General features: G+C 42.0%; 28 protein-coding genes and 1 pseudogene. 25 read left to right on the plus strand and 4 right to left on the minus strand.

The genetic code is table 11. The features are described from left to right. Positions 1-36: 36 nt before the first annotated feature. The 7 genes from ABJL82_RS01785 (at position 37) to ABJL82_RS01815 (ending at position 4,894) form a co-directional block, all read left to right on the plus strand. On the plus strand, positions 37-1,113 hold the full coding sequence (locus ABJL82_RS01785) for a TaqI-like C-terminal specificity domain-containing protein (RefSeq protein WP_347272976.1): 1,077 nt from the start codon (positions 37-39) through the stop codon (positions 1,111-1,113). Then, positions 1,114-1,992, plus strand: a complete 879-nt coding sequence (locus ABJL82_RS01790) for a hypothetical protein (protein WP_347272977.1) — start codon at positions 1,114-1,116, stop codon at positions 1,990-1,992. Between the two features lie 130 nt (positions 1,993-2,122). Further along, positions 2,123-3,148 (plus strand): PDDEXK nuclease domain-containing protein, encoded by a 1,026-nt coding sequence (locus ABJL82_RS01795; RefSeq protein WP_347272978.1) that lies wholly within the window; start codon positions 2,123-2,125, stop codon positions 3,146-3,148. 401 nt (positions 3,149-3,549) lie between these two features. After that, complete coding sequence (locus ABJL82_RS01800; protein ID WP_347272979.1) at positions 3,550-3,714, plus strand: hypothetical protein; 165 nt, start codon at positions 3,550-3,552, stop codon at positions 3,712-3,714. 513 nt (positions 3,715-4,227) lie between these two features. Then, complete coding sequence (locus ABJL82_RS01805; protein ID WP_347272980.1) at positions 4,228-4,401, plus strand: hypothetical protein; 174 nt, start codon at positions 4,228-4,230, stop codon at positions 4,399-4,401. Positions 4,402-4,536: 135 nt separating this feature from the next. Next, positions 4,537-4,731 (plus strand): hypothetical protein, encoded by a 195-nt coding sequence (locus ABJL82_RS01810; protein ID WP_347272981.1) that lies wholly within the window; start codon positions 4,537-4,539, stop codon positions 4,729-4,731. Further along, positions 4,724-4,894, plus strand: a complete 171-nt coding sequence (locus ABJL82_RS01815) for a hypothetical protein (protein ID WP_347272982.1) — start codon at positions 4,724-4,726, stop codon at positions 4,892-4,894. The genes ABJL82_RS01810 and ABJL82_RS01815 overlap by 8 nt, the downstream gene beginning before the upstream one ends. 197 nt (positions 4,895-5,091) lie before the next feature. Here the strand turns inward: ABJL82_RS01815 and ABJL82_RS01820 are convergent, their stop codons facing one another. From ABJL82_RS01820 to ABJL82_RS01835, 4 genes and pseudogenes are all read right to left on the minus strand, one after another. After that, positions 5,092-6,330: an anhydro-N-acetylmuramic acid kinase gene (locus tag ABJL82_RS01820; RefSeq protein WP_347272983.1), complete on the minus strand. Its 1,239-nt coding sequence runs from the start codon at positions 6,328-6,330 to the stop codon at positions 5,092-5,094. A 3-nt stretch (positions 6,331-6,333) separates the two neighbouring features. Continuing rightward, positions 6,334-6,471, minus strand: a pseudogene (locus ABJL82_RS01825) (IS1595 family transposase); the annotation flags it as partial. Positions 6,472-6,547: 76 nt separating this feature from the next. Beyond that, positions 6,548-6,985 carry a universal stress protein gene (locus ABJL82_RS01830; protein ID WP_347272984.1) on the minus strand — a complete coding sequence of 146 codons (438 nt, stop codon included), beginning with the start codon at positions 6,983-6,985 and terminating at the stop codon, positions 6,548-6,550. A 16-nt stretch (positions 6,986-7,001) separates the two neighbouring features. Next, positions 7,002-9,461 carry a cation:proton antiporter gene (locus tag ABJL82_RS01835; protein ID WP_347272985.1) on the minus strand — a complete coding sequence of 820 codons (2,460 nt, stop codon included), beginning with the start codon at positions 9,459-9,461 and terminating at the stop codon, positions 7,002-7,004. A gap of 485 nt (positions 9,462-9,946) precedes the next feature. Here ABJL82_RS01835 and ndhC point away from each other — a divergent pair, with 485 nt between their 5' ends. The 18 genes from ndhC to ABJL82_RS01925 all read left to right on the plus strand — a co-directional run bounded on the left by ndhC (position 9,947) and on the right by ABJL82_RS01925 (position 23,403). Further along, on the plus strand, positions 9,947-10,300 hold the full coding sequence (gene ndhC, locus ABJL82_RS01840) for an NADH-quinone oxidoreductase subunit A (RefSeq protein ID WP_347272986.1): 354 nt from the start codon (positions 9,947-9,949) through the stop codon (positions 10,298-10,300). After that, positions 10,291-10,758, plus strand: coding sequence for an NADH-quinone oxidoreductase subunit B family protein (locus ABJL82_RS01845; RefSeq protein ID WP_347272987.1), 468 nt, complete (start codon positions 10,291-10,293; stop codon positions 10,756-10,758). The genes ndhC and ABJL82_RS01845 overlap by 10 nt, the downstream gene beginning before the upstream one ends. A 24-nt stretch (positions 10,759-10,782) precedes the next feature. Beyond that, entirely contained in the window at positions 10,783-11,283 is a 501-nt protein-coding gene (locus ABJL82_RS01850; protein WP_347272988.1) for an NADH-quinone oxidoreductase subunit C, read from the plus strand. A 29-nt stretch (positions 11,284-11,312) separates the two neighbouring features. After that, positions 11,313-12,470, plus strand: a complete 1,158-nt coding sequence (nuoD, locus tag ABJL82_RS01855) for an NADH dehydrogenase (quinone) subunit D (protein ID WP_347273185.1) — start codon at positions 11,313-11,315, stop codon at positions 12,468-12,470. A gap of 8 nt (positions 12,471-12,478) precedes the next feature. Next, the gene (gene nuoE, locus ABJL82_RS01860) at positions 12,479-12,973 is read left to right on the plus strand and encodes an NADH-quinone oxidoreductase subunit NuoE (RefSeq protein ID WP_347272989.1); all 495 of its coding nucleotides are present in this window, start codon (positions 12,479-12,481) and stop codon (positions 12,971-12,973) included. Positions 12,974-12,987: 14 nt separating this feature from the next. Further along, positions 12,988-14,838 (plus strand): NADH-quinone oxidoreductase subunit NuoF, encoded by a 1,851-nt coding sequence (locus tag ABJL82_RS01865; protein WP_347272990.1) that lies wholly within the window; start codon positions 12,988-12,990, stop codon positions 14,836-14,838. After that, positions 14,835-17,480: a molybdopterin-dependent oxidoreductase gene (locus ABJL82_RS01870; RefSeq protein ID WP_347272991.1), complete on the plus strand. Its 2,646-nt coding sequence runs from the start codon at positions 14,835-14,837 to the stop codon at positions 17,478-17,480. The genes ABJL82_RS01865 and ABJL82_RS01870 overlap by 4 nt, the downstream gene beginning before the upstream one ends. Continuing rightward, on the plus strand, positions 17,476-17,568 hold the full coding sequence (locus tag ABJL82_RS01875) for a hypothetical protein (RefSeq protein ID WP_347273186.1): 93 nt from the start codon (positions 17,476-17,478) through the stop codon (positions 17,566-17,568). The genes ABJL82_RS01870 and ABJL82_RS01875 overlap by 5 nt, the downstream gene beginning before the upstream one ends. A 289-nt stretch (positions 17,569-17,857) precedes the next feature. After that, complete coding sequence (locus ABJL82_RS01880; RefSeq protein WP_347272992.1) at positions 17,858-18,046, plus strand: hypothetical protein; 189 nt, start codon at positions 17,858-17,860, stop codon at positions 18,044-18,046. Continuing rightward, positions 18,024-18,365, plus strand: a complete 342-nt coding sequence (locus ABJL82_RS01885; protein WP_347272993.1) for a type II toxin-antitoxin system PemK/MazF family toxin — start codon at positions 18,024-18,026, stop codon at positions 18,363-18,365. The genes ABJL82_RS01880 and ABJL82_RS01885 overlap by 23 nt, the downstream gene beginning before the upstream one ends. A gap of 70 nt (positions 18,366-18,435) precedes the next feature. Next, positions 18,436-18,717 (plus strand): hypothetical protein, encoded by a 282-nt coding sequence (locus tag ABJL82_RS01890; protein ID WP_347272994.1) that lies wholly within the window; start codon positions 18,436-18,438, stop codon positions 18,715-18,717. Further along, on the plus strand, positions 18,710-19,708 hold the full coding sequence (gene nuoH, locus ABJL82_RS01895) for an NADH-quinone oxidoreductase subunit NuoH (protein WP_347272995.1): 999 nt from the start codon (positions 18,710-18,712) through the stop codon (positions 19,706-19,708). Before ABJL82_RS01890 ends, nuoH begins: the two co-directional genes overlap by 8 nt. Then, positions 19,705-20,124, plus strand: coding sequence for an NADH-quinone oxidoreductase subunit I (locus ABJL82_RS01900; protein ID WP_347272996.1), 420 nt, complete (start codon positions 19,705-19,707; stop codon positions 20,122-20,124). The genes nuoH and ABJL82_RS01900 overlap by 4 nt, the downstream gene beginning before the upstream one ends. 18 nt (positions 20,125-20,142) lie before the next feature. Then, entirely contained in the window at positions 20,143-20,652 is a 510-nt protein-coding gene (locus tag ABJL82_RS01905; RefSeq protein WP_347272997.1) for an NADH-quinone oxidoreductase subunit J, read from the plus strand. Position 20,653: 1 nt separating this feature from the next. Beyond that, on the plus strand, positions 20,654-20,956 hold the full coding sequence (gene nuoK, locus ABJL82_RS01910) for an NADH-quinone oxidoreductase subunit NuoK (RefSeq protein WP_347272998.1): 303 nt from the start codon (positions 20,654-20,656) through the stop codon (positions 20,954-20,956). Between the two features lie 7 nt (positions 20,957-20,963). Further along, on the plus strand, positions 20,964-22,892 hold the full coding sequence (gene nuoL, locus ABJL82_RS01915; protein WP_347272999.1) for an NADH-quinone oxidoreductase subunit L: 1,929 nt from the start codon (positions 20,964-20,966) through the stop codon (positions 22,890-22,892). A gap of 77 nt (positions 22,893-22,969) precedes the next feature. Then, complete coding sequence (locus tag ABJL82_RS01920; RefSeq protein ID WP_347273000.1) at positions 22,970-23,176, plus strand: type II toxin-antitoxin system HicB family antitoxin; 207 nt, start codon at positions 22,970-22,972, stop codon at positions 23,174-23,176. Beyond that, the gene (locus ABJL82_RS01925; RefSeq protein WP_347273001.1) at positions 23,176-23,403 is read left to right on the plus strand and encodes a type II toxin-antitoxin system HicA family toxin; all 228 of its coding nucleotides are present in this window, start codon (positions 23,176-23,178) and stop codon (positions 23,401-23,403) included. Before ABJL82_RS01920 ends, ABJL82_RS01925 begins: the two co-directional genes overlap by 1 nt. Positions 23,404-23,496: the final 93 nt, after the last annotated feature.

Consider the following 23,496-nt stretch of genomic DNA (forward strand, 5'->3'; position numbering starts at 1 on the left):
TTCATATTGCCAAACGAATTACTGTTCCAAATTTACATGACAAAAGCTAGAAAGTTTTATCTTGAAAATTCACAAATTCTCTTTGCAATCAATCTTGGTGGGGATGTGTTTGAAGCCATCGTGCCAACTTGTGTTATCTGCCTTATGAAAGTACAACAGAATGATTATGTAATCCCAGTTGCCGACTTGCGGAAAGCTGCGCTTGAAGACTTGCCCAAATTGCTTATAACGGAGAATTTTCCAAAAACAACAAACAGGAATATTCTTTCAGCCCCCAATGCTATTTTTTCTTTCGATGCTGCGATATCAGAACTGGTCAATCGGCTTGCTTCAAGTTATGAGTCATTTGAAACATTTTGCGATGATGTGGCGAACGGCATTAGCACAGGTTGCGACGAAATATATATTATATCTGAACAAGTTGCCAAAGAAAACCATTTTGAAATGGAATATCTCAAAGAGTGCATTCGTGGCGGACAATTTAACCGCTTTTATTGCCCACCCCACACCCACGAATATGTTCTTTATATCACTGATGAATTTGATTCAAGGCAGGTAAAAAATATCTATCAGTATCTTTCCAAGAACAAAGAATTGCTAATTCAAAAAAGTGTGGAAAAGAAGCAAGGCAAGCGGGATTGGCATGTTCTATTTAGAGGTCGCTACGAAGGCTTATTTATTAAACCAAAAATTCTATTCCGCCAAACTGGTGATCGAATTATTGCGGCTATTGATAGAAAAGCCGGATTTTATTGTATTGATTCTGTGAATATTGGTTTGGTAAAGCGTGGATTCCATGAGCTTCTTGAATACTTTATCGGTTTATTAAATTCCAAACTGATGATTTTTTATTATCAACAGATATCTCAAGAAAAAGGACGTATACTTGCACAAGTCAAACCTCAAAGAATTCGATTATTGCCCATCAATATGGGAACTCCACAACAACGGGAGCAAATCACAAAATTGGTAGATTGCATCATCGCCGCCAAGCGCGAAAACTCTGTGGCAAATACATTAGAGTTAGAAAATAAGATTGACCAGCTTGTCTATAAACTTTACGGACTAACAGAGGAAGAACGGAAAATTGTGGAAGATACAGGCAGGCAATAAATGAATATGAGGTATCAAATTTATAGCGATGAATCTGGACATGAGAGATTTCGCTCTGTTGGTATACTATCTGCAGAAAAAACTAACATTGATAAATTAAGAGACGAATTAGACATCATTTTAAAGAACCATGGTAGGCGGTGTATAGAATTTAAAAAGATTGCTGGTGATAAAGAAAAAGAGGATTCAGCTAAGAACTTTGTATCAAAAGGAGTTGAATACTGTGCGGCTAATAAAATTCGCATAGACGTTCTTTCCTGGGATACGCAAGATAGAAGACACAGTATCAAAGGTCGAGATGACAACAAGAATCTTCAAATGATGTATTACAAAATATTAAAATGTATACAACAACGTTGGAAGCATGATACTTTAGATTGGGACTTTTATCCAAACGAACACAGTGCTATTGATTGGAGAGAGATAATGGAATACCTTGAAAATACAAATTTAAGTAAAAAAAACAAGATTGAACATACTCTCTTTGGTATGATTAAAAATTATCATTTTCCTCATTTTCATGCCCATTCAGAAGCAAAATCGCACGAGGAACCAATAACTCAACTCATTGATATTTTTACAGGATTTGCACGATATTCTTTTGAAAAAGGAAAAACTTTTTTAGATTGGAGAGAGACAGAGAGGTTTCAGCGCCAATTGAAACTTTTCGAAACTTCAAAAGAAAAACTCGAATTAAGCAGAGGGGATCTTTCAAAGTTTAAGGTGTTAAAAACGCTCGATGAACTATGTAAAAAATACAGAATGGGAGTAAGTATTAATGAGCGAGAACATCTTTACACATTTTCACCAGAAAGGCCTTTAAATTTTTGGTTCTATAATCCACAACATGAATTTGACAAAGCCCCTATCAGAAAATGAAGAGTTCTGCTACATCCTCGATCCACAGGACGTTTACGGTAATGACTTCCATTACGGAACATTCCGGTGGTTTACAAACTTTATGACCTAACCCCAGGGGAGATTGCCATTGTGGAGGGGAGTGAATGAAATGTCAGCCATAGTAACCGCCGAATATAAGACATTTTTTAAAGAGATAAAAGAACGCATATATAAAGCCCAGTATGACGCCCTCAAATATGTAAACAGAGAGTTGATAAATTTATATTGGGACATCGGCAAATCAATAGTAGCAAAGCAGGAAAAGCTCGGTTGGGGCAAGGCAATTGTTGAAACCCTGGCAAAGGACCTGCAAAAAGAGTTTTCGGGTATTCAGGGGTTTTCCGTTCAAAATCTATGGAATATGCGGCAGCTTTACTCATCTTACAAAGACAATCCAAAACTCCAACCATTGGTTGGAGAAATTAGCTGGACTAAAAATGTCATCATAATGCAACGCTGTAAGGATGATATTCAGCGCGAATTCTATATCAAGATGACAAAGAAGTTCGGCTGGACAAAAGATGTTTTGATAAATCAGCTTGAGGCAGGTGCATTTGAACGGTATATGGCAAACCAGACAAACTTTGATAAAGCCGTTCCCGAAAAATATCGGCATCAGGCAAAACTAGCGGTCAAGGATGAATACTCCTTTGATTTTTTGGAATTTGGTGAAGAGCACTCAGAAAAAGAGCTTGAGCGGACGCTTCTGGGGAATATAAGAAAATTCCTGATAGAGATGGGCGGTTACTTTGCCTTTGTGGGCAATCAGTACCGGCTGGAGATAGACGGGCAGGAATTTTTTATTGATTTGTTGTTATATCACCGGCAACTGCGGTGCCTTGTTGCAATAGAGATAAAAATAGGCGCTTTCAAGCCAGAATATGCCGGCAAGATGCAGTTTTATCTTTCTGCTCTTAATGACAGAGCAAAACTTCCGGAGGAAAATCCTTCTATCGGCATCATATTGTGCAAAGACAAAAGCCGTACCATCGTCGAGTATGCATTGAAGGATACGAAAAAGCCGATAGGCGTATCTACTTACAGATTGACAGAAAAACTGCCTCGTGAACTAAAAAAATACCTGCCATCTCCTGAAGAGATGATAGAAAGAATAAGGTATTTGGAGTTACAATGACAGCCGTTTTGTTTCCTTACGGTCGGGAATGAGGTCGAAAGAGGTAAAGGGTCGAATCTTTCAAATTGACAAATTATATCTGAAGGGACGAGCTTAATAGTGCATTTTTGCTATCCTCAAGGAAACATGTTGTTGGGGTCGTGGGGTTGCATGAAAGGGCATTACTTGTCTGCCTGTATACGGCAAACAGGCAAAAACATGGACAAGCACATCAAAGTCCGCAATTTGGAAAAACACATCGACCTAATTAGATGTTTACTATCTAACGGGGTAGACCAAATGGTTTACACACTTTACGACTGCACGTCAGATCGGAGGAGATTGTGCTTGTGGAGGGGAAATAAATAGGATTGATTTATCATATCTATTGTGACTAAAGCAGGCAGTCGAAAAATCGCTTTATGGTAATAGGCGGCACAATTATTCCATCGGATAATGTGGAACAGTTTAATAAAACGATGCAGAAATATCGAAATGAACAAAAGATGTTTTCAGCGCTAAAATGGTCAAAAGTAACCAATCAGAAGCTTACCGAATACAAAGTTTTAATAAATAATATAAATTGATAGAATGCTTATATCCCACTCAATCCTTCCTTGCCAAAACCTTCCGCGGCGAACTCGGGGAGTGATCAAAGGGAAGAATCATTCAAACTGACAAGTTATATTTGAAGGGAAAGGTTCAAGGGCGAATCTTTTCTATCAAGAAAGACGAGTATTACTTGCAAAACAAGGACAAGCAAGCCCCGTTAGACAGGCATGTTTGTTATCTAACGAAGCAAGCCAATATGCTTGGCTGAGCGAGGATGCTTGCAGACATGTTCACGATTTGGAATGCCAGAGTAATACCAGATGTTTACCGTCTAACGGGGTTGGCCAGATGGTCTACAAACTCTACGACCTCACCTGTCTGCGTGCGTACCACGCACAGGCAGGCACCGGAGGAGGTTGAGATTGTGGAGGGGAAAAGGGGAAGAAGGGGAATAAACAGAGCATACTGTATAAATATTTCATGGAAGTAATGCCATGTGCCGCCTTGCAGAAAATGTTTGGTTTTGAAGTAAATCGGAAGGAAAGAATATGTATTATTTTGAGATACTGGAAGGATTGTATAAGAGAGATGTCAGATATCTCATCGTGGGCGGATTGTCCGTCAACCTCTATGGTGCTCCACGGGTAACCCAGGACATAGACATCGTTATTGCTATGAGTAAAGAAAATATTCTTAAGATAACCTCCCTATTGAAAAAATAAGGCTATATTCCTCGCCTGCCCATAAACCCCGAAGACCTTGCAAACCCCAGGAATGTAAAAGACTGGATAGAAACTAAAAACCTTAAGGCTTTTAGTTTCTATCATAAAAAAGATAATTATAAGGTTGTTGATATTGTGCTTGTTCATCCATTGGATTTCGAAAAATCGTTTATAAACAGAACAATCAAAAAGGCAATGGATATAAACATTTATCTGGCGTCAATAGATGATATAATAAAGATGAAAGAATTTAGCGGAAGAAGTCAGGATTTAAGTGATATTGCAATGCTCAGGAAAGTAAGGAAATATCTGGAGGAAGAGAATGGATAAGGGATTTATGTATACGCTTGAAGATGAAAAAATAATGGAATATATGAAATTATCCACAGAGGAAAAATTAAAATGGCTGGACGAAATCAATGAGTTTAACAAAATAGTATTAAGTGAACGCGAAAAGGGGTTTAGGGAGAAATTAAGAAAATGCGAAATATAATAAATAAGATGGTAAAATGTAGGAGGGGAATGGGGTCGCACCTTGAGTAGTGATTATAATGTTGAGTATTCATAGCTGTTTTAAGTTTTTTGCGCATATTTGCTATCATGAAAGAGGATTATCCGCAAAACATGGACAAGGAGGCCAACGTCCGTGATCCCGTTAAAATGTTTTAACATCGGGGACGCCCGAACCGGTTATCGGCGTCTCCCGGGGATAATTTTCCCCAGAACTACCTGTTCCCTTGCCCCCGTTGCATTAGGAACATTGTTGGCGTTTCCCGATATCGTTTCGTTTGCAAGGATGGCAAAGGCGAGGGCTTCTTTGGAATCAGAGGTAATGCCAAACATGTCTATTGGATATATCCTGATAGAAGGGTCAAGGTTTTGTTTAATACATTTTAAGAGCGTTTTGTTATGGCAACCACCTCCTGAAAGGATTACCTCCGAGATACTATGCCTGTTTAATATCCATTGTTTATAGCCTTCCGCAATCGAGTATGCGGTAAACCATGTAACGGTTGCAAGAATATCCATGTTGTTTATGCCTGCCTTCACGGCATCGTTGTAAATCATATCTGTGTACCAGACGCCAAATTCCTCGCGTCCGGTAGTTTTTGGAGGCGGCTTTGACAGGAAAGAATGTTTTTGCAGATTCAACAGGAGTTCCCTGTTTATCTGCCCCTGCGCAGCCAACATCCCGTCCTTGTCAAAGTGCGCAGCATTGTTTGTAATACGTTCTGTTATTCTGTCAATGATCATATTGCCGGGTCCGGTGTCAAAGGCGATTACCTCGTTGATATTGCAGTCTTTCGGCAAAAACGTAACGTTTGCGATTCCCCCGATATTTTGCAATGAGCGTCCTTTTTCTTTATCCCTGAAAAGAATAAAATCCGCATATGGCACAAGGGGCGCCCCATGGCCTCCGGCTGCTATGTCTCTGGGTCGAAAATCCGCCACGGTGGTAATGCCCGTTTCCTGGGCGATTATGGAAGGTTCTCCGATTTGAAGGGTTGAGCCGGCAGGGGCAATGCCAGCAGGCAGCATGTTGCCATGTACAAGGGAATCTGAAGACAAACAAGGTATATGATAAATAGTTTGTCCGTGAGACCCGACAAGATCAATATCAAAGAGAGAAATGCCGGATGCATTTGCAATGTTCTTTACCGCTTCCGCAAAGAGTTTTCCAAGGGTGAAGTTTAACCGGCAGATTTTTTCAACCGTACCGGAAGAAGGGTTGCTCGCTTCCAGGACAGCATTGCGAATGCTGTCGGGATAAGGATACGTGGCAAAGGCAAGGACGTTTACTCTGGTGCTTACCCCATTTCCTGAAATTTCAGCAAGGCAGGTATCTATTCCGTCAACGGAGGTTCCGGACATAAGCCCTATAATCTTCTTTGTGGTCTTTCCCTGTAATCGTAAAAGTTCCGTTAACATTTATCAATTCCTTTGCTTAACTATTTTGTCAAACGTTGTTGGTTCTATTTGTGTTGCATTTTGAAGAAGCCTGTAGAAATGCTTGCCGCGATATTTCGAGGTTATCCGGTAGAATCTAAATGTATACTCAAAATAATCCAATCCTCAATCCTCAATCCTCAATCCTCAATCCTCAATCTGCAATCTGCAATTTGCCGACTGTAGATTGCCGACTGCCTTACCCCCTTATGCACAAGACTGGACAAGGGGCATTTCTTATCACCTTCTCTGCCACACTGCCAATAAACATATGGGAAATGCCCGTACGGCCGTGAGTGCCAATGACTATAAGGTCTGTCCCCATATTGCGGGCTGCTTTTAAAATCTCTTCGAAAGGAGTACCCGCCCGTATTAATGTTTCAATATTTATACAGCACCTTATTTCTTCAGGAATACTGCCCAGCAATTTCTGTTCTATCTCTGCATCCGTTTCCGCAGTACGGTTTAACTCCGCGTCAAATTTAAGCCCGCCATAATCAGAGGTATGCTCTTCCTTTACATAAATAAGATAAAGCCTGGCAGTGTCCCTTATTGCCAATTTTGCTGCATATGCAAGCGCATTCATGGAACAATTTGAATAATCAACGGGACAAAGGATGTTCTGGTAGTGAATCATTTTTACTCCTGCGTATTCAGTTTAACACTGTCCCTTCTAATTCCTTTTCTGCTTTCACAACAGGGATGACGTCCTGGGCGTCGCCCTTCTTCTGCAGGAATGCCCTTAAAAAATAAGGACATATGATAGATGTAAACACGATTACCATAATAGCAGAGGAAAATACTGTGCTATTGAATATTCCCATATCTCTGCCTATTCCTGCAAGGATTAGAGTCCCTTCCATCTTTATCGCCATACCTATGCCTATGGTCAAACGATTTACTCCGCGCTCAATCGGGCAAACGCTGCAAAACATCTTTCCTGCAATAGCGGCGCCCGTTATAGCAAGCCCAAGGAGCGCTGTATTTATATGTAAAAAACTCATTAGATCTACCTGCGCCCCCACTTTAACAAAAAGTATTGGCACTATAATCTTATAAAATGGCTTTATAAAAGATTCAACCGTACGATATTCGTCGTCGTCGGAATACCTTAATTTTACATTGCGCAGGAATAATCCTGCAATAAATGCCCCTATTACTGTATGAAGTCCAATTGTGCCTGTCATGAATGCTAACAAGAGGAGCAAAACTACTACAATAGGAATATTCAGGCCCGCGGCAGCTCTTTTCGTTAAAAAACTGCCAAATTTTTCGCTATATCTCAATATAATTATTAACGCAATGATAAGGAAAGAAATTGCTATACACACGCTGACTAAAATATGCATGAGGGAGTGCCCTTCGCGAACAACAAATCCGCTAACGAGGCCGAAGGATAAAATAACCACGATCTCCGTAATAACGGCGGCGCCAATGAGTATCCTTCCTTCGAGGGTGTTTATAACCTTTAATTCGCCTAAAACCGCGGTTAATAATCCCATTCCTGTATTGCACATAATAATTGCTAAAAGCATCTTCGTGCCATTTGAGGCGTCAGGAAGGAAAAAGTGTCCCACCACAAGTCCCAATCCGGCAGGGGCGATTATACCGCCCAGGCTCACCAGAAAAGAGGAAGCCCCTGCACGTAATAACATCCTGATATCGGTATGAAGCCCTGCGGTAAAGAGAAGTATCAACGTTCCAAAATAGGATATCATCTTTAAAAAGGGCATTGTCTTGAGAAAATCAAAAAAATCCCCGCCGGTAAAGATGTATATATTACCTAGCACTACTCCTGCCAATAGATTCCCCACTACCGAAGGCAACTTCACGCTTTTTGCCAGCAATTCTCCTATCTTGGCGGCAATAAGTATTATGGCGACGGCAAGGATCACACCATGGGTTGGATCTTTATGCAATATATCCCAGGCAGGCGTTGAAACTCCATCTTCTTTCACAGGGTCTATGCGGTGTTCTTCTGAAGCTCTTCCTGTTGTTGAATCACCGGCATCCTTTATCGGCAGTTCAGTGTCTATGCCTTCCTTTTTCCTGGAAAAACCTTCAATAGGCGCAAACGGCAACAACTCCACGGAGTTAGTTGGCGGTAATCCGCTTTCTCCATCATGTGACGGCTTATCCTTTTCTATTGGAACCAGTGATTCTTCCGCATCAACGGATGCAGCAGCATATTCCGGCGTTGGAACAGGCATGACGGAGAGGACACCTTTTTCTTCAGTATCTCCCGGAGTCGCTGTAATTTTAGCATGCTGCGACTCCACCTCCTCTATTGGCGATTCATCTCCAGGATGATCTTCTCCTTCATGAGGGGTTTCCTTTTCAATCGGAATAACCTGTGATAATTCTCCATCTGGCAATGGTGTGTGGGGGATTTCCATTTCTTCCTCAATCAAAGATTGCCCGGTGCCAGTGGGTGTAACAGATAGAATCGGCGTTGGTGTAGCAAGGATATTATCTTGTGCTGTGTTGACCGAAGTCGCCTCTTCTGCGGGAACATCGGCATCTCTGATACTCTCTGTAGTAATAGTATGCTGTGGCGGAATCTCTTCTATTGATGATTCATCTTCAGTATGCTCTTTTGTTACATGGGGAGTTCCTATCTCAATAGGAATCGCCTGAGATAATTCTCCATCTGGCGATGGTGTGTGGATTTCCTTTTCTTCTTCAATCAAAGATTGCCCATAGCCCGTGGGTGTAACAGATAGAATCGGCGTTGGCGTAGCCAGGATATGCTCTTGCTCTGTGGTACCCGAAAGCGCCTCTTCTGCGGGAACAATCGGCGGACCATCTTCATCGGGGTGTGCTATTTCTTGTGGATGCTTATTTTCTTCTTGTTTAGAAGTATAAGGTACTTCTTTTCCTGTTATGATAACATCGGTATTGCTATCCGGTGTCTGGATGCTGATATCCCCCATATCAACCGTTGTAGGGGGCGGGTCTTCTATGACAGGAGTTTGAATTGGTTTATTGTCCCCTATAGTAGTTTGTGTTCCATTTTCTTCTGCCGCTAAAGAATCACTTTCTTTTTGAGTATCGGCATGAATTGGTTGTGAGTCGTTGGAGGGTTCCAAGTGCTTCGCTTCCAATACCGGCATACCTAACATGTTGGTACAATATAGGGATATGAAAACTATAAGAATAGCCAGGCTGGATTTGTAACTACTCATAAGCATTATAGGAAAACTTTCTGTTGGGATAGAATTAAAAACTTAAGTATCCTTATGTTTACATAAATAAGGGAACATTTTCAATACAGAAAAAGTTTCACAAGGGTTCGATTATTTTTAATGCGCACATGTTTGCCTATTGAACAGGAATATTACATTTTACCCGATGCTCCTATATTTCTCTTTAATTTTTTTGTTTTATAATGCTTTTTAAGGTTTCCCTAAAAAATTTAAACCTGATTTGTTAAGTATTGCTAAATATTTTAGTGATTTTGTGTTTTATGCCCTTGATAAATTAATTTTAGATGATTATACTATGACTCATTTCTTTGTGGGAAGGTATTATTTCTCACTGTTTAACTTTCGCTAAAACTTTTTGACTTTTTCATAAATAATTCTATAATCACGGTCAAATGATACAATACCTGCCTATCTTAATCCTATTTTTCATAGCCTTGGGTTTTGCCCTTACAAATGTTGGGGTTTCGGAGATCCTTGGCAGGAAGAAACCATCCGAAGAAAAACTTACTCCTTACGAATGCGGCGTTGAGCCGGTGGGGTCCGCGCACGAACGTTTTTCAGTAAAGTTTTATCTGATTGCAATGCTTTTTGTTGTATTTGATATAGAGGTTATCTTTATGTATCCATGGGCAGTTGCCTTTAAGTCATTAAAGCTTTTTGGATTCATTGAAATGGTAATATTTATTGGCATATTGCTCATTTGTTATTTATACATTTGGAAAAGGGGGGGATTGGAATGGGAATAGAGAGCCATCTGGGTGATAATATTCTGACTACCACCTTGACAACAATGGTAAATTGGGCAAGAAAATCCTCTCTTTGGCCAATGCCTTTTGGCTTGGCGTGTTGTGCAATAGAGATGATGGCCGTTGTAGCGCCGCGTCACGACCTTGCGCGTTTCGGCGCCGAAGTGTTTCGATTTTCTCCACGGCAGTCAGATTTGATGATTGTTGCGGGTACGCTTACCTATAAGATGGCCTCCGTGGCGAGGAAGATATACGAACAAATGCCTGAGCCTAAATGGGTTGTTGCGATGGGCGCTTGTGCTGTTTCCGGGGGGGTATTTAATACGTACAGCGTTGTACAGGGACTTGAACAAGTAATACCGGTGGATATTTATCTTCCGGGTTGTCCGCCGAGACCCGAGGCGTTGATTCATGCTATCATGGAAATACAGAAGAAAATCGAGAAAGAATCGCTGTGAAAAAATATTTCAAAGTATGCAGCAATGAATAATGATTCAATCATCATATTAGTGAAGTCCAATTTTCCCGAAACGGTAACCGATTGTTATGAATTTCGCGGGGAATTGACGTTTGTTATAAAAAAAGAACACATTATGCAGGTAGCTGAGTTTTTTAAGAAAAACGAGGAGCTTGAGTGTAATTATTTGTCCGATTTATGCGGTGTTGATAAAAGGGATACAGACGGCATTTTCGAGGTGGTGTACCACCTGTATTCCCTCCAGAAAAAACACCGCGTGCGCCTGAAAGTTCCCGTTCCATCTGATGATCCAATCCTTTCAACCGTCACACCTGTCTGGAAAACGGCAAACTGGCATGAAAGAGAAACCTATGATATGTTTGGCATTCAGTTTCAGGGTCACCCCGATCTGCGGAAAATACTTATGCCGGAAGATTTTGAAGGCCATCCATTGCGGAAAGATTATCCCATAGATGGAAGACAGCCTGCGAGCCTGAGAGCTATCTACAGAAAGGATGAAGCGTGACTACGGCTACTTCCGCAAAAACCACTCATATGATGTCCATCAACATGGGACCCCAGCATCCGAGTACCCATGGCGTGCTCCGGTTAATACTCGAGATGGATGGCGAAACCATTACAAAGGTGACGCCTGATATCGGATTTCTGCACAGGGGCGTGGAGAAACTTGCAGAATACAAGACATATCATCAATTCATTCCCCTTACCGACCGCCTGGATTACGTGGCGCCTTTCTCAAATAATTTAGCGTATGCGCTTGCCGTTGAAAAATTAATTGGCGTTGAAATTCCCGAAAGGGCGCAGCATATAAGGGTTATGCTTTGCGAACTTACAAGAATATCTTCCCATTTATTGTGGCTGGCTACGCATGCCCTTGATTTAGGGGCAATGACGGTTTTCTTTTATTGTTTCCGCGAACGGGAAACGCTTTACGATATCTTCGAGATGGTTTCCGGTTCGAGAATGAATCTTTCCTATATACGGATTGGTGGTGTTGCGCGCGACCTGCCCGGGGGTTTCCTGAAAAGCGTTGAAAAGTTTGTAAATGAATTTCCTTCAAAACTGATGGAATATGAAACACTTTTAAAAGATAATCCGATTTGGAAAAAACGCACAATTGGCGTTGGTTATATTTCCCCGGAAGATGCTATTGATTACGGGTTGAGCGGGCCGAGTTTAAGAGGTTCAGGGGTGAACTGGGATGTAAGAAAGGCAGAACCTTATTCCGGTTATGACAAATATGATTTTAGCGTTCCGCTGGGAGTGCATGGCGATGTGTACGACAGATACCGTGTGCGTATTGAGGAAATGATTCAAAGCAACAACATTGTTAAACAGGCCTTGGATATTCTTCCGAAGGGAGATCACATTACCCATGCCCCGTGTGTTGCATTGCCGGCAAAAGAGGCGGTGGAAACAAATATGGAGGCTATGATTCACCATTTTAAATTAATTACCGATGGCATTTGCCCGCCAAAAGGCGAAGTCTATTCATGTGTGGAAGCCCCGAAAGGGGAATTGGGATTTTATATCGTCAGCGACGGTTCGAACCGTCCCTATCGTTTAAAAATCAGGCCGCCGTCTTTTGTAAATCTTGAGGCGTTGCCTAAAATGGTGGAAGGAAAGATGCTGCCCGACGTCGTTGCCGTAATCGGGAGTTTAGATATAGTTTTGGGTGAAATTGACCGTTAAAAACAAAAATGGCTGAAACAAACATACAATCCGCTGAGAATGAAGAACTATATCTTTCAAAGGCAGAAGATATTCTCGAAAAGTATAAACACGGCAGGGGTTCGCTCATTCCCATCTTGCAGGCTATACAGACGGGATATGGTTATTTGCCGGAGAAGGTTGTTGATTTTGTTTCGGAAAGATTGAATATCAGCGTGAATGAGATAATCGGTGTTGCGACGTTTTACGCCCAGTTTCATATGAGACCACGCGGCAGGCATATCATTAAGGCATGCAGCGGAACTGCATGTCATGTAAAAGGCGCAAAGCAAATTATTGAAAAACTGGGCAAAAAACTAGACATTCCAGTAGGGGAGACAACAAAAGATACAATGTTTACCCTCGAAGAGGTGGCTTGTTTGGGCGCCTGTTCGCTTGCGCCGGTTATAATGGTGGATGAAGATGTTTATGGACAACTGTCTCATAATACCGTTGGGGATATAATAGACGAGATAAAGGATTAAGGAGTTTCTGCTAAATGGTTCTTGACGAAAGGTCTGAAGGTTCAAAAGTGGAGGCAACGCCCGCCAGGGCCAGGATAATGGTTGGCATGGGAACATGCGGCATTGGCGCTGGCGCGAGGGGGGTATTAAAAAGTATCGAAAGCGAACTTGCCAAACAACAGATTCAGGCGGATATTGTCCATACAGGGTGTATTGGTTTATGTTCCTATGAAGTGCTTGTTGATATAATAATCCCCGGCCGTACCAGGGTAACGTATAAAAATGTGAAACCGCAGACCGTGCCTCTGTTATTGGAGGAACACATAAGAAAAGGGGAAATTGTCAAAAACCATGTATTGTCTCAAATGGTTGCGGAAGAGGGGCATGAGGAGCCTTATCCATCAGTTCCTTTTTTTGATGAACTGATCATTAATAGACCGCAGCGCAAGCAGATTTTAAGGAATTGCGGCTACATTGACCCTGATAGCATTGAGGAATATATTGCCCGTGGCGGGTATGAAGCCCTTAAAAAAATACTCAATACAATGAGTCCGGAGCAGGTGATTGAGGAAGTATCTAAGTCAGGTTTGAGAGGAAGAGGGGGCGGTGGGTTTTCTACCGGCAATAAGTGGGCGTCGTGTGCAAAATATTCTTCCGATGAAAAGTTTGTTATTTGTAATGCTGACGAGGGCGACCCTGGTGCATTTATGGACAGAAGCCTGCTGGAGGGTGACCCGCACGCAGTCCTGGAGGGCATGATTATTGGCGGATACGCCATTAGCGCAACTAGCGGTTACATATATATCCGTGCAGAATATCCTCTGGCGGTTAGAAGGATTAAACATACCATTGAACAGGCAAAAAAATATGGGTTTTTGGGCGAGAATATTCTGGGCAGCGGATACAACTTAAATATTTACATAAAAGAAGGCGCAGGCGCTTTTGTCTGCGGAGAGTCCACGGCATTACAATATTCAATAGAAGGCAAGCGGGGAATGCCGCGCACAAGGCCCCCTCAATCTGTAGAGGCGGGATTGTGGGATAAGCCAACTGTGTTAAATAATGTGGAAACCTTTGCGAATGTCCCTCTTATAATGAATAAGGGGGCAGGTTGGTATGCTCAGATGGGAACAGACAAAAGCAAAGGTACGAAGATATTTTCATTAACGGGGAAAATAAAACATCCGGGCCTTGTAGAAGTTCCCATGGGCACAACTATCCGGCAAATCGTATTTGATATAGGAGGGGGGATTCCCAGGAAAAGACGGTTCAAAGCCGTTCAGATTGGAGGACCTTCCGGAGGTTGTTTGCCTGAATCATTGCTGGATTTTCCTATCGACTACGAATCATTATTGGAAATTGGCGCAATGATGGGTTCCGGTAGTTTTGTAGTGGTGGATGACGGTACCTGTATGGTGGAAATGGCGCGCTTTTTTATGGATTTTTGCGCGCGGGAATCATGCGGAAAATGTCCTCCATGCAGAATAGGCACTACCCTTATGCTTGATATACTTACGCGGATTACCCAGGGAATGGGTGAAGAGGGCGATATTGCAATGCTTGAAGAGATGTGCGGAGAGGTGAAGACCATGTCCCTTTGCGGACTTGGGCAATCAGCGCCCAATCCAATCAAGTCCACTTTGCGGTATTTTAAAGACGAATATATCGCCCATATCAGAGACAAAATTTGTCCCACCGCCACATGTACGGCGTTGTACAGGTATGAGGTTATCCCCGATAAATGCACCAAATGCCAGGCCTGCATACGTAATTGTCCTGTCAACGCAATCAGTGGCAGCAAGACGGAAGTTGCTTTTATTGATAAGGCAAAGTGTATTAAATGTAATGTGTGTTACGAAAAATGTAATTTTACGGCAATAAAATGAAAATTATCCATCTGACAATAGATGATAAATCAATCGTAGCGCCTGAAGGCACAAATATTTTTCAGGCGGCATTGGACAATAATATTTATATTCCAGGCCTGTGCTACCATCCAAAACTATCCCAGTTTGGCGGATGCAGGCTTTGTTATGTTGAAGTTACTGAAAGGAATCAAACAAGACGCCGCTTTGCCTGTGCACATCCGGTATCCGAGGGGATGTGCGTAAAAGTAAATACCGCAGAAGTGAATCGCCATAGAAAAGCGGTAATGGAATACCTGCTTGCTCATCATGAACTTGCCTGCCCCACCTGTAATAAATCCGGAGAATGCGGACTGCAAAATATTGCCCATGATCTGGAATCCCCTCAGGGGAGATTCAAGACGGCAAGGATGTCTGTTCCCGTAATTCGGGATAATCCGGTTTTGGAATTAAACAGAAACCGGTGCGTTTTGTGTGGCCGGTGTGTAAATGTCTGCAAGGAAATAGAGGGTGTTGGCGCCATAGACTTCCAGAACCGCGGGTTCAGAACGGTTATTGGAACCGCCTTTGACAGGCCATTGGATTGCAGTTTTTGCGGAGGGTGTCTTGCGGTGTGCCCGACAGGCGCTTGGCAGGACAGAACGCTGAAGTTCAGCGGCAGGTCGTGGGAATTCGAGAGTTTTCAGACAATTTGCCCCTATTGTTCCGTTGGCTGCACAATTGTTTTAAATACAAAAAATGGAAGCGTCAGGCGCGTGCTGTCCGATGATAAACTGGGGATAAATGAGGGAAATCTTTGCGTAAAGGGAAGGTTTGGGCATGAATTTATTCATTCTCCGGAACGAATAACCACCCCATTGATAAAAAAGAACGGTGAATTTCAGGCGGTCCGGTGGGAAGAGGCGATTGGGTTTGTGTCGGAGACGCTTGGACGAATCATTGAAAAACATGGCAGCAATGCGATAGGCGGTATCGGTTCTGAAAAATGTACCAACGAAGAAAATTATCTTTTTCAGAAATTTTGCAGAACGGCGCTTAGGACAAATTGTATTGACAACATAGCAAATATGAGGGCGCCATTCTTAAATAGCGTTTTATATAAATCGGTTGAAAGCGGGTTTGCGGCCGCCCCATTGAAGGAAATTGAAAATGCCGGTGCCCTGTTCTTTTTTGGTGTTGATATTACCGAAGTACTCCCTGTCATAGGATGCATGGCAAGGAAGGCAATAAAATTGAATAACGCAAATGTGGTGATCGCCAATCCGCGCACTATCATTTTTGAAAATACCGCCCCAAATGAAGCGCGATTAACCTATTCTTTGGGAAGTCAGCATGTATTGCTCAACGCAATAATCAAAGTCATTATTGAGGATAAACTTGTTGATGTTAAAAAGTTAGAGTCTTCGGCAAGTAATCTTAGCGATTTACGTTTATCGGTAGAAAATCTTAGTTTAACTGATGTTGAACGATTGACGGGAGTTTCGCCGGAAATGATACGCAACGCTGCCGGATTGCTGACGAAACCGGGTAACTGTTGCATTGTTTACGGCAAAGACGTTATTGAAGACCCGCTGGGTGCAGATACCATAAAAACGCTGTTAGACCTTTGCACATTGATTGATATTTCTAATCGTAGTGAAATTCATCCTGGCAGGGTTTCTCTTTTCTGTGCAAGATATCATAATAATTCGCAGGGGGTAAACGATATGGGAGTCGTTCCGGAATCATTGCCCGGTTATCTTGATATAAACGATGCATCGAATAAGGAGAGCATTGAAAAATTGTGGGGCATAAGATTTTCTGAAGATCTTTTATCAAAAAAACCCTTAAATCTGATTGACGCTGCAAAAATTGGGAGCATAAAATCGCTTTACGTAATGGGCGCAGACCCTGTCGCAGAGTATCCGAACGGAAAAGAGATAAGAGATAGTTTTAAGAATATGGAATTTATTGTCGTTCAGGATTCATTTATGACGGAAACCGCAAAACAGGCGGATGTGATCTTCCCCTCTGCTACATTTGCCGAAAAAGAAGGGACTTATACCACTATGGGATTGATCACGCAGCGATCAAACAGGGCGGTTTCTCCTGTGGGTGAGTCGAAGGCCGATTGGGAAATTATCCGCGGCGTATCAGAAAAGATGGGACATGCTTTCCCCTATGCGAATGTAACGGAAATTATGGATGAAATAAAAAAGGCAGCGCCTGTTTATTCCTCATTAAGTTACGATAGGTTGAAACGAAAAGAATTTCACTGGCCTTCATCGTTTCCTGAAAAAAAAGAATCAAATACCTGCACGTTTTTTGCTATTCAGGGTAAATCCCTGAAAGTGAATGGAGAAAAAGAATTTCCTTTCATCGTAATGACAGGTGCAAGTCTGAATCACCATGGCGCTTATTCAGCAAGATCAAGGGCATTGGTTTCGGTTGCCCCTGAATGTTGTGTAGAAATAAACGAAAAAGACGCAAAAGATATGCACATTAAAAATGGCGATATGGTTATGGTTGAATCGCGGGTGGGAAAACTAAAACTGAAAATAAAGGTGACAAGGAAATCACCTCCAGGTATCGTCTTTGTTTCTGATGCTTATGCGGATACTTGCGTTAATATGTTGGTCTGTCAGGCGTATACACCTGTAAAGATATATACTGCTTCTGATTAGGTATGAGGGATTAGCACGGGCGATGAATGAGGTTAAAAATGAAGTGCCTCTGAATCTTGAAGATGCATTAAAAGAACTTGAAAAATAATGAAGACAGAGTATTTGCCGGGTTTTATAAAAGATTTGAAAGCGCTTTAAGGCTCCCCTTATTATGCGAGGATTAAAACTCTGGCTTTTGATGATATTCCACAATTGGCGGATATAAATGAAGAAAGGTGTTTAAAGGATATTTGTCAGGATGCTTGTTCGGGGGCGAACCCATGGGTTTATTGGGATAATAGTGCCAGGTACATTTGATGGCGGAATCAACAAAATAAAAGGTGGGGGTTCAAGTTACAACCCGTTATGAAACCATCAAATTTTGGGGGTAAATTTTTATGAGTATTATAGCTATACAGGGAATTTGTCACGACGGAAAAATATTGGAAAAAATCCCTTATAAAACGGATAAGAAGGTTATCATTGTTTTTTTGGATGATATTGAAGATAAGATATGGGAAGACGCAGTTGCGGCAGATTTTATGAAAGGATATTCGGAAAAGGATGCCGCTTACGACAAATTATAATTTTGGGGAGATATTACTATTAAAATTTCCTTATAGTGAAGGAACAGGAGAAACCAAAAGACCTGTGGTAGTTTTAGCGCAAACAGATGTGAAATACGTTGTGATAGCAAAGGTAACCAGCATGGAACAAAGAGGCTCCTATGATATAGCAATAGACGATTGGAAGAATGTGGGTTTATTATTCCCATCTGTTATTCGAATAGACAAATTGGCAACACTTTCAAAACAGAGAGTAATAAAAAAACTTGGGTCACTGGATAATTCCTATAAATCCAAAATAATATCTAAGATAAAACAATTGTTTAAAATAAAAGATTAATCAACTGGTACGGGTTTACAACGTGAACCCGCGATAATCCGGATTTAAGTGCATTATTGAGGTTTTATACATGGCAAAAAAAGGACAAACGTTTTTCTGCGAGATATGCAAGCAAAAGGTCGTAGTAATTGAAGAAGGTTTTGGGGTGCTTGTATGTTGCGGCAAGGAAATGACTCCGGTTGGGAAGAATGATATGATGTCTGTCTGGACGTCTGCATATCCAAAGCCTAAGGATGGTACGCACTTTCTATGCGGGATATGCGGACAAAAGATAAATGTTGTTGCTGAAACAACGGGAATATTAGAGTGTTGCGGACAAAGAATGGTGAGGGAAGAGGTTTCCGGTGGATAAAGAATTACTCATTTTTATCATTGTTGCATCAGTTAAGATTTTCATTGTATTTAATGTAGTGCAATTAATGATTGTCTCAATGATCTGGTTTGAACGAAAGATATTGGCGCACATGCAGGTGCGTCTAGGCCCGATGCGCGTAGGATTCCATGGTATACTGCAGCCTATTGCAGACGGCATAAAGCTTTTGTTTAAAGAAGATATTATTCCCGCGAAGGCGGAAAAAATACTTTTTGTGCTGGCGCCGGTAATGACTTTGATCCCCGCGCTGTGTACGTTTGCCGTTATTCCCTTTGGAGATGCAATCAATATCTTTGGCCATCGTATAGATATGGTCATTACCGATATCAATGTGGGAATCCTTTATATTTTAGCGGTTTCTTCAATGGGTATTTATGGCATTGTTATGGCAGGCTGGTCATCGAATAATAAATATTCGTTGTTAGGGGGTATACGTTCCTCTGCACAGATGATAAGTTATGAGTTGACCATTGGCCTTTCTCTCATTGGGGTTATCATGATGACCGGATCGTTGAGTATGGTGGATATTGTGAATGCCCAATCGAAAATGTGGAATCTTGTTTGGCAGCCGTTAGGTTTTCTCATCTATACAATAAGCGCTATAGCAGAGGTAAACCGGTGTCCGTTTGATATCCCGGAAGCAGAGACGGAGCTTGTTGCCGGTTACCATACGGAATACAGCAGCATGAAGTTTTCCATGTTTTTTATGGCGGAATACGCAAATATGATAACAGTGTCTGCCATTGCAGTAACATTTTTTCTCGGCGGCTGGCATGGGCCGTTTTTGCCTGGCGTTGTATGGTTTATGCTGAAATTGTCCTTCTGCCTTTTTGGTTTTATCTGGCTGAGGGCAACATTCCCTAGGCTTCGTTATGACCAGTTGATGCATTTTGGTTGGAAATTTCTGCTGCCGCTTTCATTGTTTAATATTTTAGTAACAGGACTTATCATGGTTATTCGAGGACTATGATTTTACCGTTAGTGAAAGGTCTATTACTTACGTTAAAACGGTTTTTGAATCCGTTTACGTGTGCCACCGAGAGCTATCCTGATGCGAGGCCAAGGCTTGCCAAAAGATTCAGGGGATTGCCGGAACTGCAAATCGGGGAAGATGGGCGCGAAAAATGTGTTGCGTGCGGACTGTGCGCCAAAGTATGCCCCTCTCAGTGCATTTCCATAGAAGGTGCAGAGGATGAACAATTCAGAAGATATCCGTCGATGTATGAACTGGATTCTTTCCGGTGTATATTTTGCGGTTTTTGCGAGGAGGCATGCCCTGAAAGGGCAATTCTCCTCGGGGACGTTTTTGAACTCGCCACGGACAAGAATAGCGGCGTTTTAGATAAAGAAAAATTACTGGAATCTGCCAGAAAAAGAAAATCATAGCATGGTAATTAAACTATAATGGAACCATATTTATTTTATGTAATGGCGGCAACTTCTGTAGTTGCGGCGCTCTATCTTATATTTGAGAAAAACCCTATATACTGCGCTTTATATCTGGTTTTTTCCTTTTTGAATATAGCGGTGCTGTATGTTTTGCTTGAGGCGCAGTTTATTGCCGCAGTGCAGATAATCGTATATACAGGGGCGATTATGGTGCTCTTCCTCTTTGTCATCATGTTATTAATGACGAACAATGACCAAAAGCAGAAAGATGGCCTGCCTTTTCAGCGAATACCAGCAATGGTTATGGGTTTCGTATTGCTTATTATTATGGGGTTGACTATCAAATCAAAGCTGTTCCAGGGGCGGGAGGGGATTTATACTTCCGCAAAGGTCGAAAGCATAGGGCATACACAATTAGTTGGCAAACTATTATTTACCGATTACCTTCTGCCGTTTGAAATGACCTCTGTTTTATTATTTGTGGCCGTTATTGGGGCTATTATATTAGCTAAAAGGAAACAGTGATATGATTACGCTGACGCACTATTTGATTTTGAGCGCTATATTGTTTTCAATCGGGGTTGTAGGAGTACTTATCAGGAGAAACGCAATCATAATCTTTATGTGCATAGAGCTTATGTTGAATGCGGTAAATCTGTCGTTTGTGGCATTTGCCCATTATCTGCACTCTATGGAAGGGCAGATGTTTGTATTTTTTTCCATGACGGTTGCCGCTGCGGAAGCAACGGTTGGTTTGGCCATAATTATTGCCATATTCAGGAACAAAGAAACCGTTAATGTCGATGACATGAATATCATGAAGTGGTAGGGGGCCTATGCTTAATCTGGTTGCATTCATTTTATTATTTCCCTTAATTGGTTCCGCAATTAACGGGTTTTTCGGCAGACGATTGCGTAAAGAATCGGTAGGGTATATTGCCTGCGGGGCGATAGGCCTGTCCTTTTTCATTTCCATACTTGTTTTCTGCGGACTTCTTTCCTTACCGCCGGAAGAACGTCTTTTTGAAAAACACCTGTTCAGTTGGATTCAATCCGGATCATTCAATGCGGCAGCCGGATTTCAGGTAGACCCTTTGTCCGCCCTGATGATTCTTATTGTGACCGGGGTTGGATTCCTGATTCACATCTATTCGATAGGGTACATGCATGAAGACAAAGGATATCACCGCTATCTCAGTTACCTTAATTTATTTACATTTTCGATGCTATTGCTTGTTCTGAGCAACAATTTCCTCCTCATGTTTGTTGGTTGGGAGGCTGTTGGGTTATGCTCTTACCTGCTTATAGGTTTTTGGTTTGAAAAGAAGTCCGCTTCTGATGCAGCGAAAAAGGCATTTGTCGTTAACCGCGTAGGGGATTTTGGCTTTGCGTTGGGCATTATGCTCATCTTTCTGACGTTTCACAGCATTGATTTTACGGAGGTTTTCAGTGAGGCGTCTCACGGAAAATTTGCCATAGGGAATATAACGATAACATTAATTACACTCCTCTTGTTTATGGGTGCGGCGGGAAAATCTGCGCAGATACCTCTGTATACATGGCTGCCGGATGCAATGGAAGGCCCTACTCCGGTGAGCGCCCTTATACATGCCGCTACGATGGTTACGGCAGGTGTTTATATGATTGCAAGGTGTAATGTCCTCTATATGTTGTCCCCTTTTACCATGACGGTGGTTGCCTGTATAGGGGCTGCCACGGCGTTGTTTGCTGCTTCAATCGGACTCATGCAAAACGATATCAAACGTGTTTTGGCGTATTCAACGATCAGTCAGTTAGGTTATATGTTTCTTGCCTGTGGTGTGGGGGCGTTTACGGCAGGCGTTTTTCACCTTATGACGCATGCGTTTTTTAAGGCATTATTGTTTCTTGGTTCGGGAAGTGTCATTCATGCCATGTCCGGCGAACAGGATATGAGAAAAATGGGTGGATTAAAAAATCATATTCCGGTTACCTATAAAACGTTTTTAATAGGCACGGTGGCTATTGCCGGCATTCCGCCTTTTGCGGGATTTTTCAGCAAGGATGAAATTTTGTTGGAGGCGTTTGTACGTGGAAATGTTATTTACTGGTCAATAGGCGCCGTTGCGGCATTTCTAACGGCTTTTTATATATTTCGCCTGTTGTTTATGACGTTTCATGGGGAATCACGTGTTGACCCTCATGTGAAAGAACATTTGCACGAATCTCCCCGGAACATGACGACTCCTTTAATAATACTGGCAGGCCTTTCCATAATAGGCGGTTTTTTAGGGATACCCGGCGCAAACGCCTTGAATCATTTCCTATCTCCAGTGTTCGGAGGACATGGTCATGGGGAAATGCACGGCTCTGAAGCAGGCGGACATCACGGCGGGGGGCTTCCCTATCTTATGATGGTGGTCTCAACCCTTATTGCTGTCGGTGGTATTTGGCTTGCATATCAAATGTATGTGAAAAGACAGAAACTTCCCGGGAAACTGGCAGAACGTTTTGCGTTGCCTTATAAAGTCTTGTTGAACAAATATTATGTTGACGAAATATATAACGCCGTATTTGTCAACCCTGTGAAAAAGATCTCTGTTCAGTTATGGAAGCGGGTTGATGCAATGGTGATTGACGGTTCTGTAAACGGAATTGCACGTTTCTTCGTCGGGATAAGCAATGTCTTTCGCCTCTTTCAAACAGGGTATGTGCGTAATTATGCATTTTATATTGTGGTTGGGTGTGTTTTCATTCTCATACTGACGACGTTGTTAAATAAATGAGGTTTGTGGCAACAATTTCGTGCCAGGACACGTGTGATTAAGTCATTGACCGTTATTCGCCCGGAGGAAAGTAAATTATGAAATTCTTTATTACGATATTCCGGGATGAAGAGGGAATGTTCATTGCTGAATGTCCATCTATTCCTGGCTGTGTGAGTCAAGGCAAAACCGAACAAGAGGCAGAAAAAAATATTCAAGAGGCTATTAAGGAGTGTTTAGAGGCGCGCGCTGAAAAGGGAATGCCTTCGACTGTGGCTATTCGCCAGGTCGAGGTATCTGTTTAGTGTCTATTGTACCTATATTAAGACCATGGGATGTTGTGAAGATTTTTGAGAAGTTTGGTTGGGAAGTTGTTCGTCAGCGAGGCAGCCATATTGTCCCGACAAAGAAAGGGCATATAGCTTCGTTATCGGTTCCCAATCACAACGAAGTCGCCCGTGGTACGTTACGAAGCTTAATCGCAAAGGCAGGGATAACGGTAAAAGAATTTTTAAACTCGATTGATGATTAATTTTTGCGGGTTTAATACATGATGTTTATAGGTTTCAGCTTTGCAGGACGGGGGTGGTATGGACAAGCTTGTTTGTTCGTGCCCTTACAAAAT

It is taken from the genome of Candidatus Kuenenia sp., from assembly GCF_039794105.1.
GTDB lineage: Bacteria > Planctomycetota > Brocadiia > Brocadiales > Brocadiaceae > Kuenenia.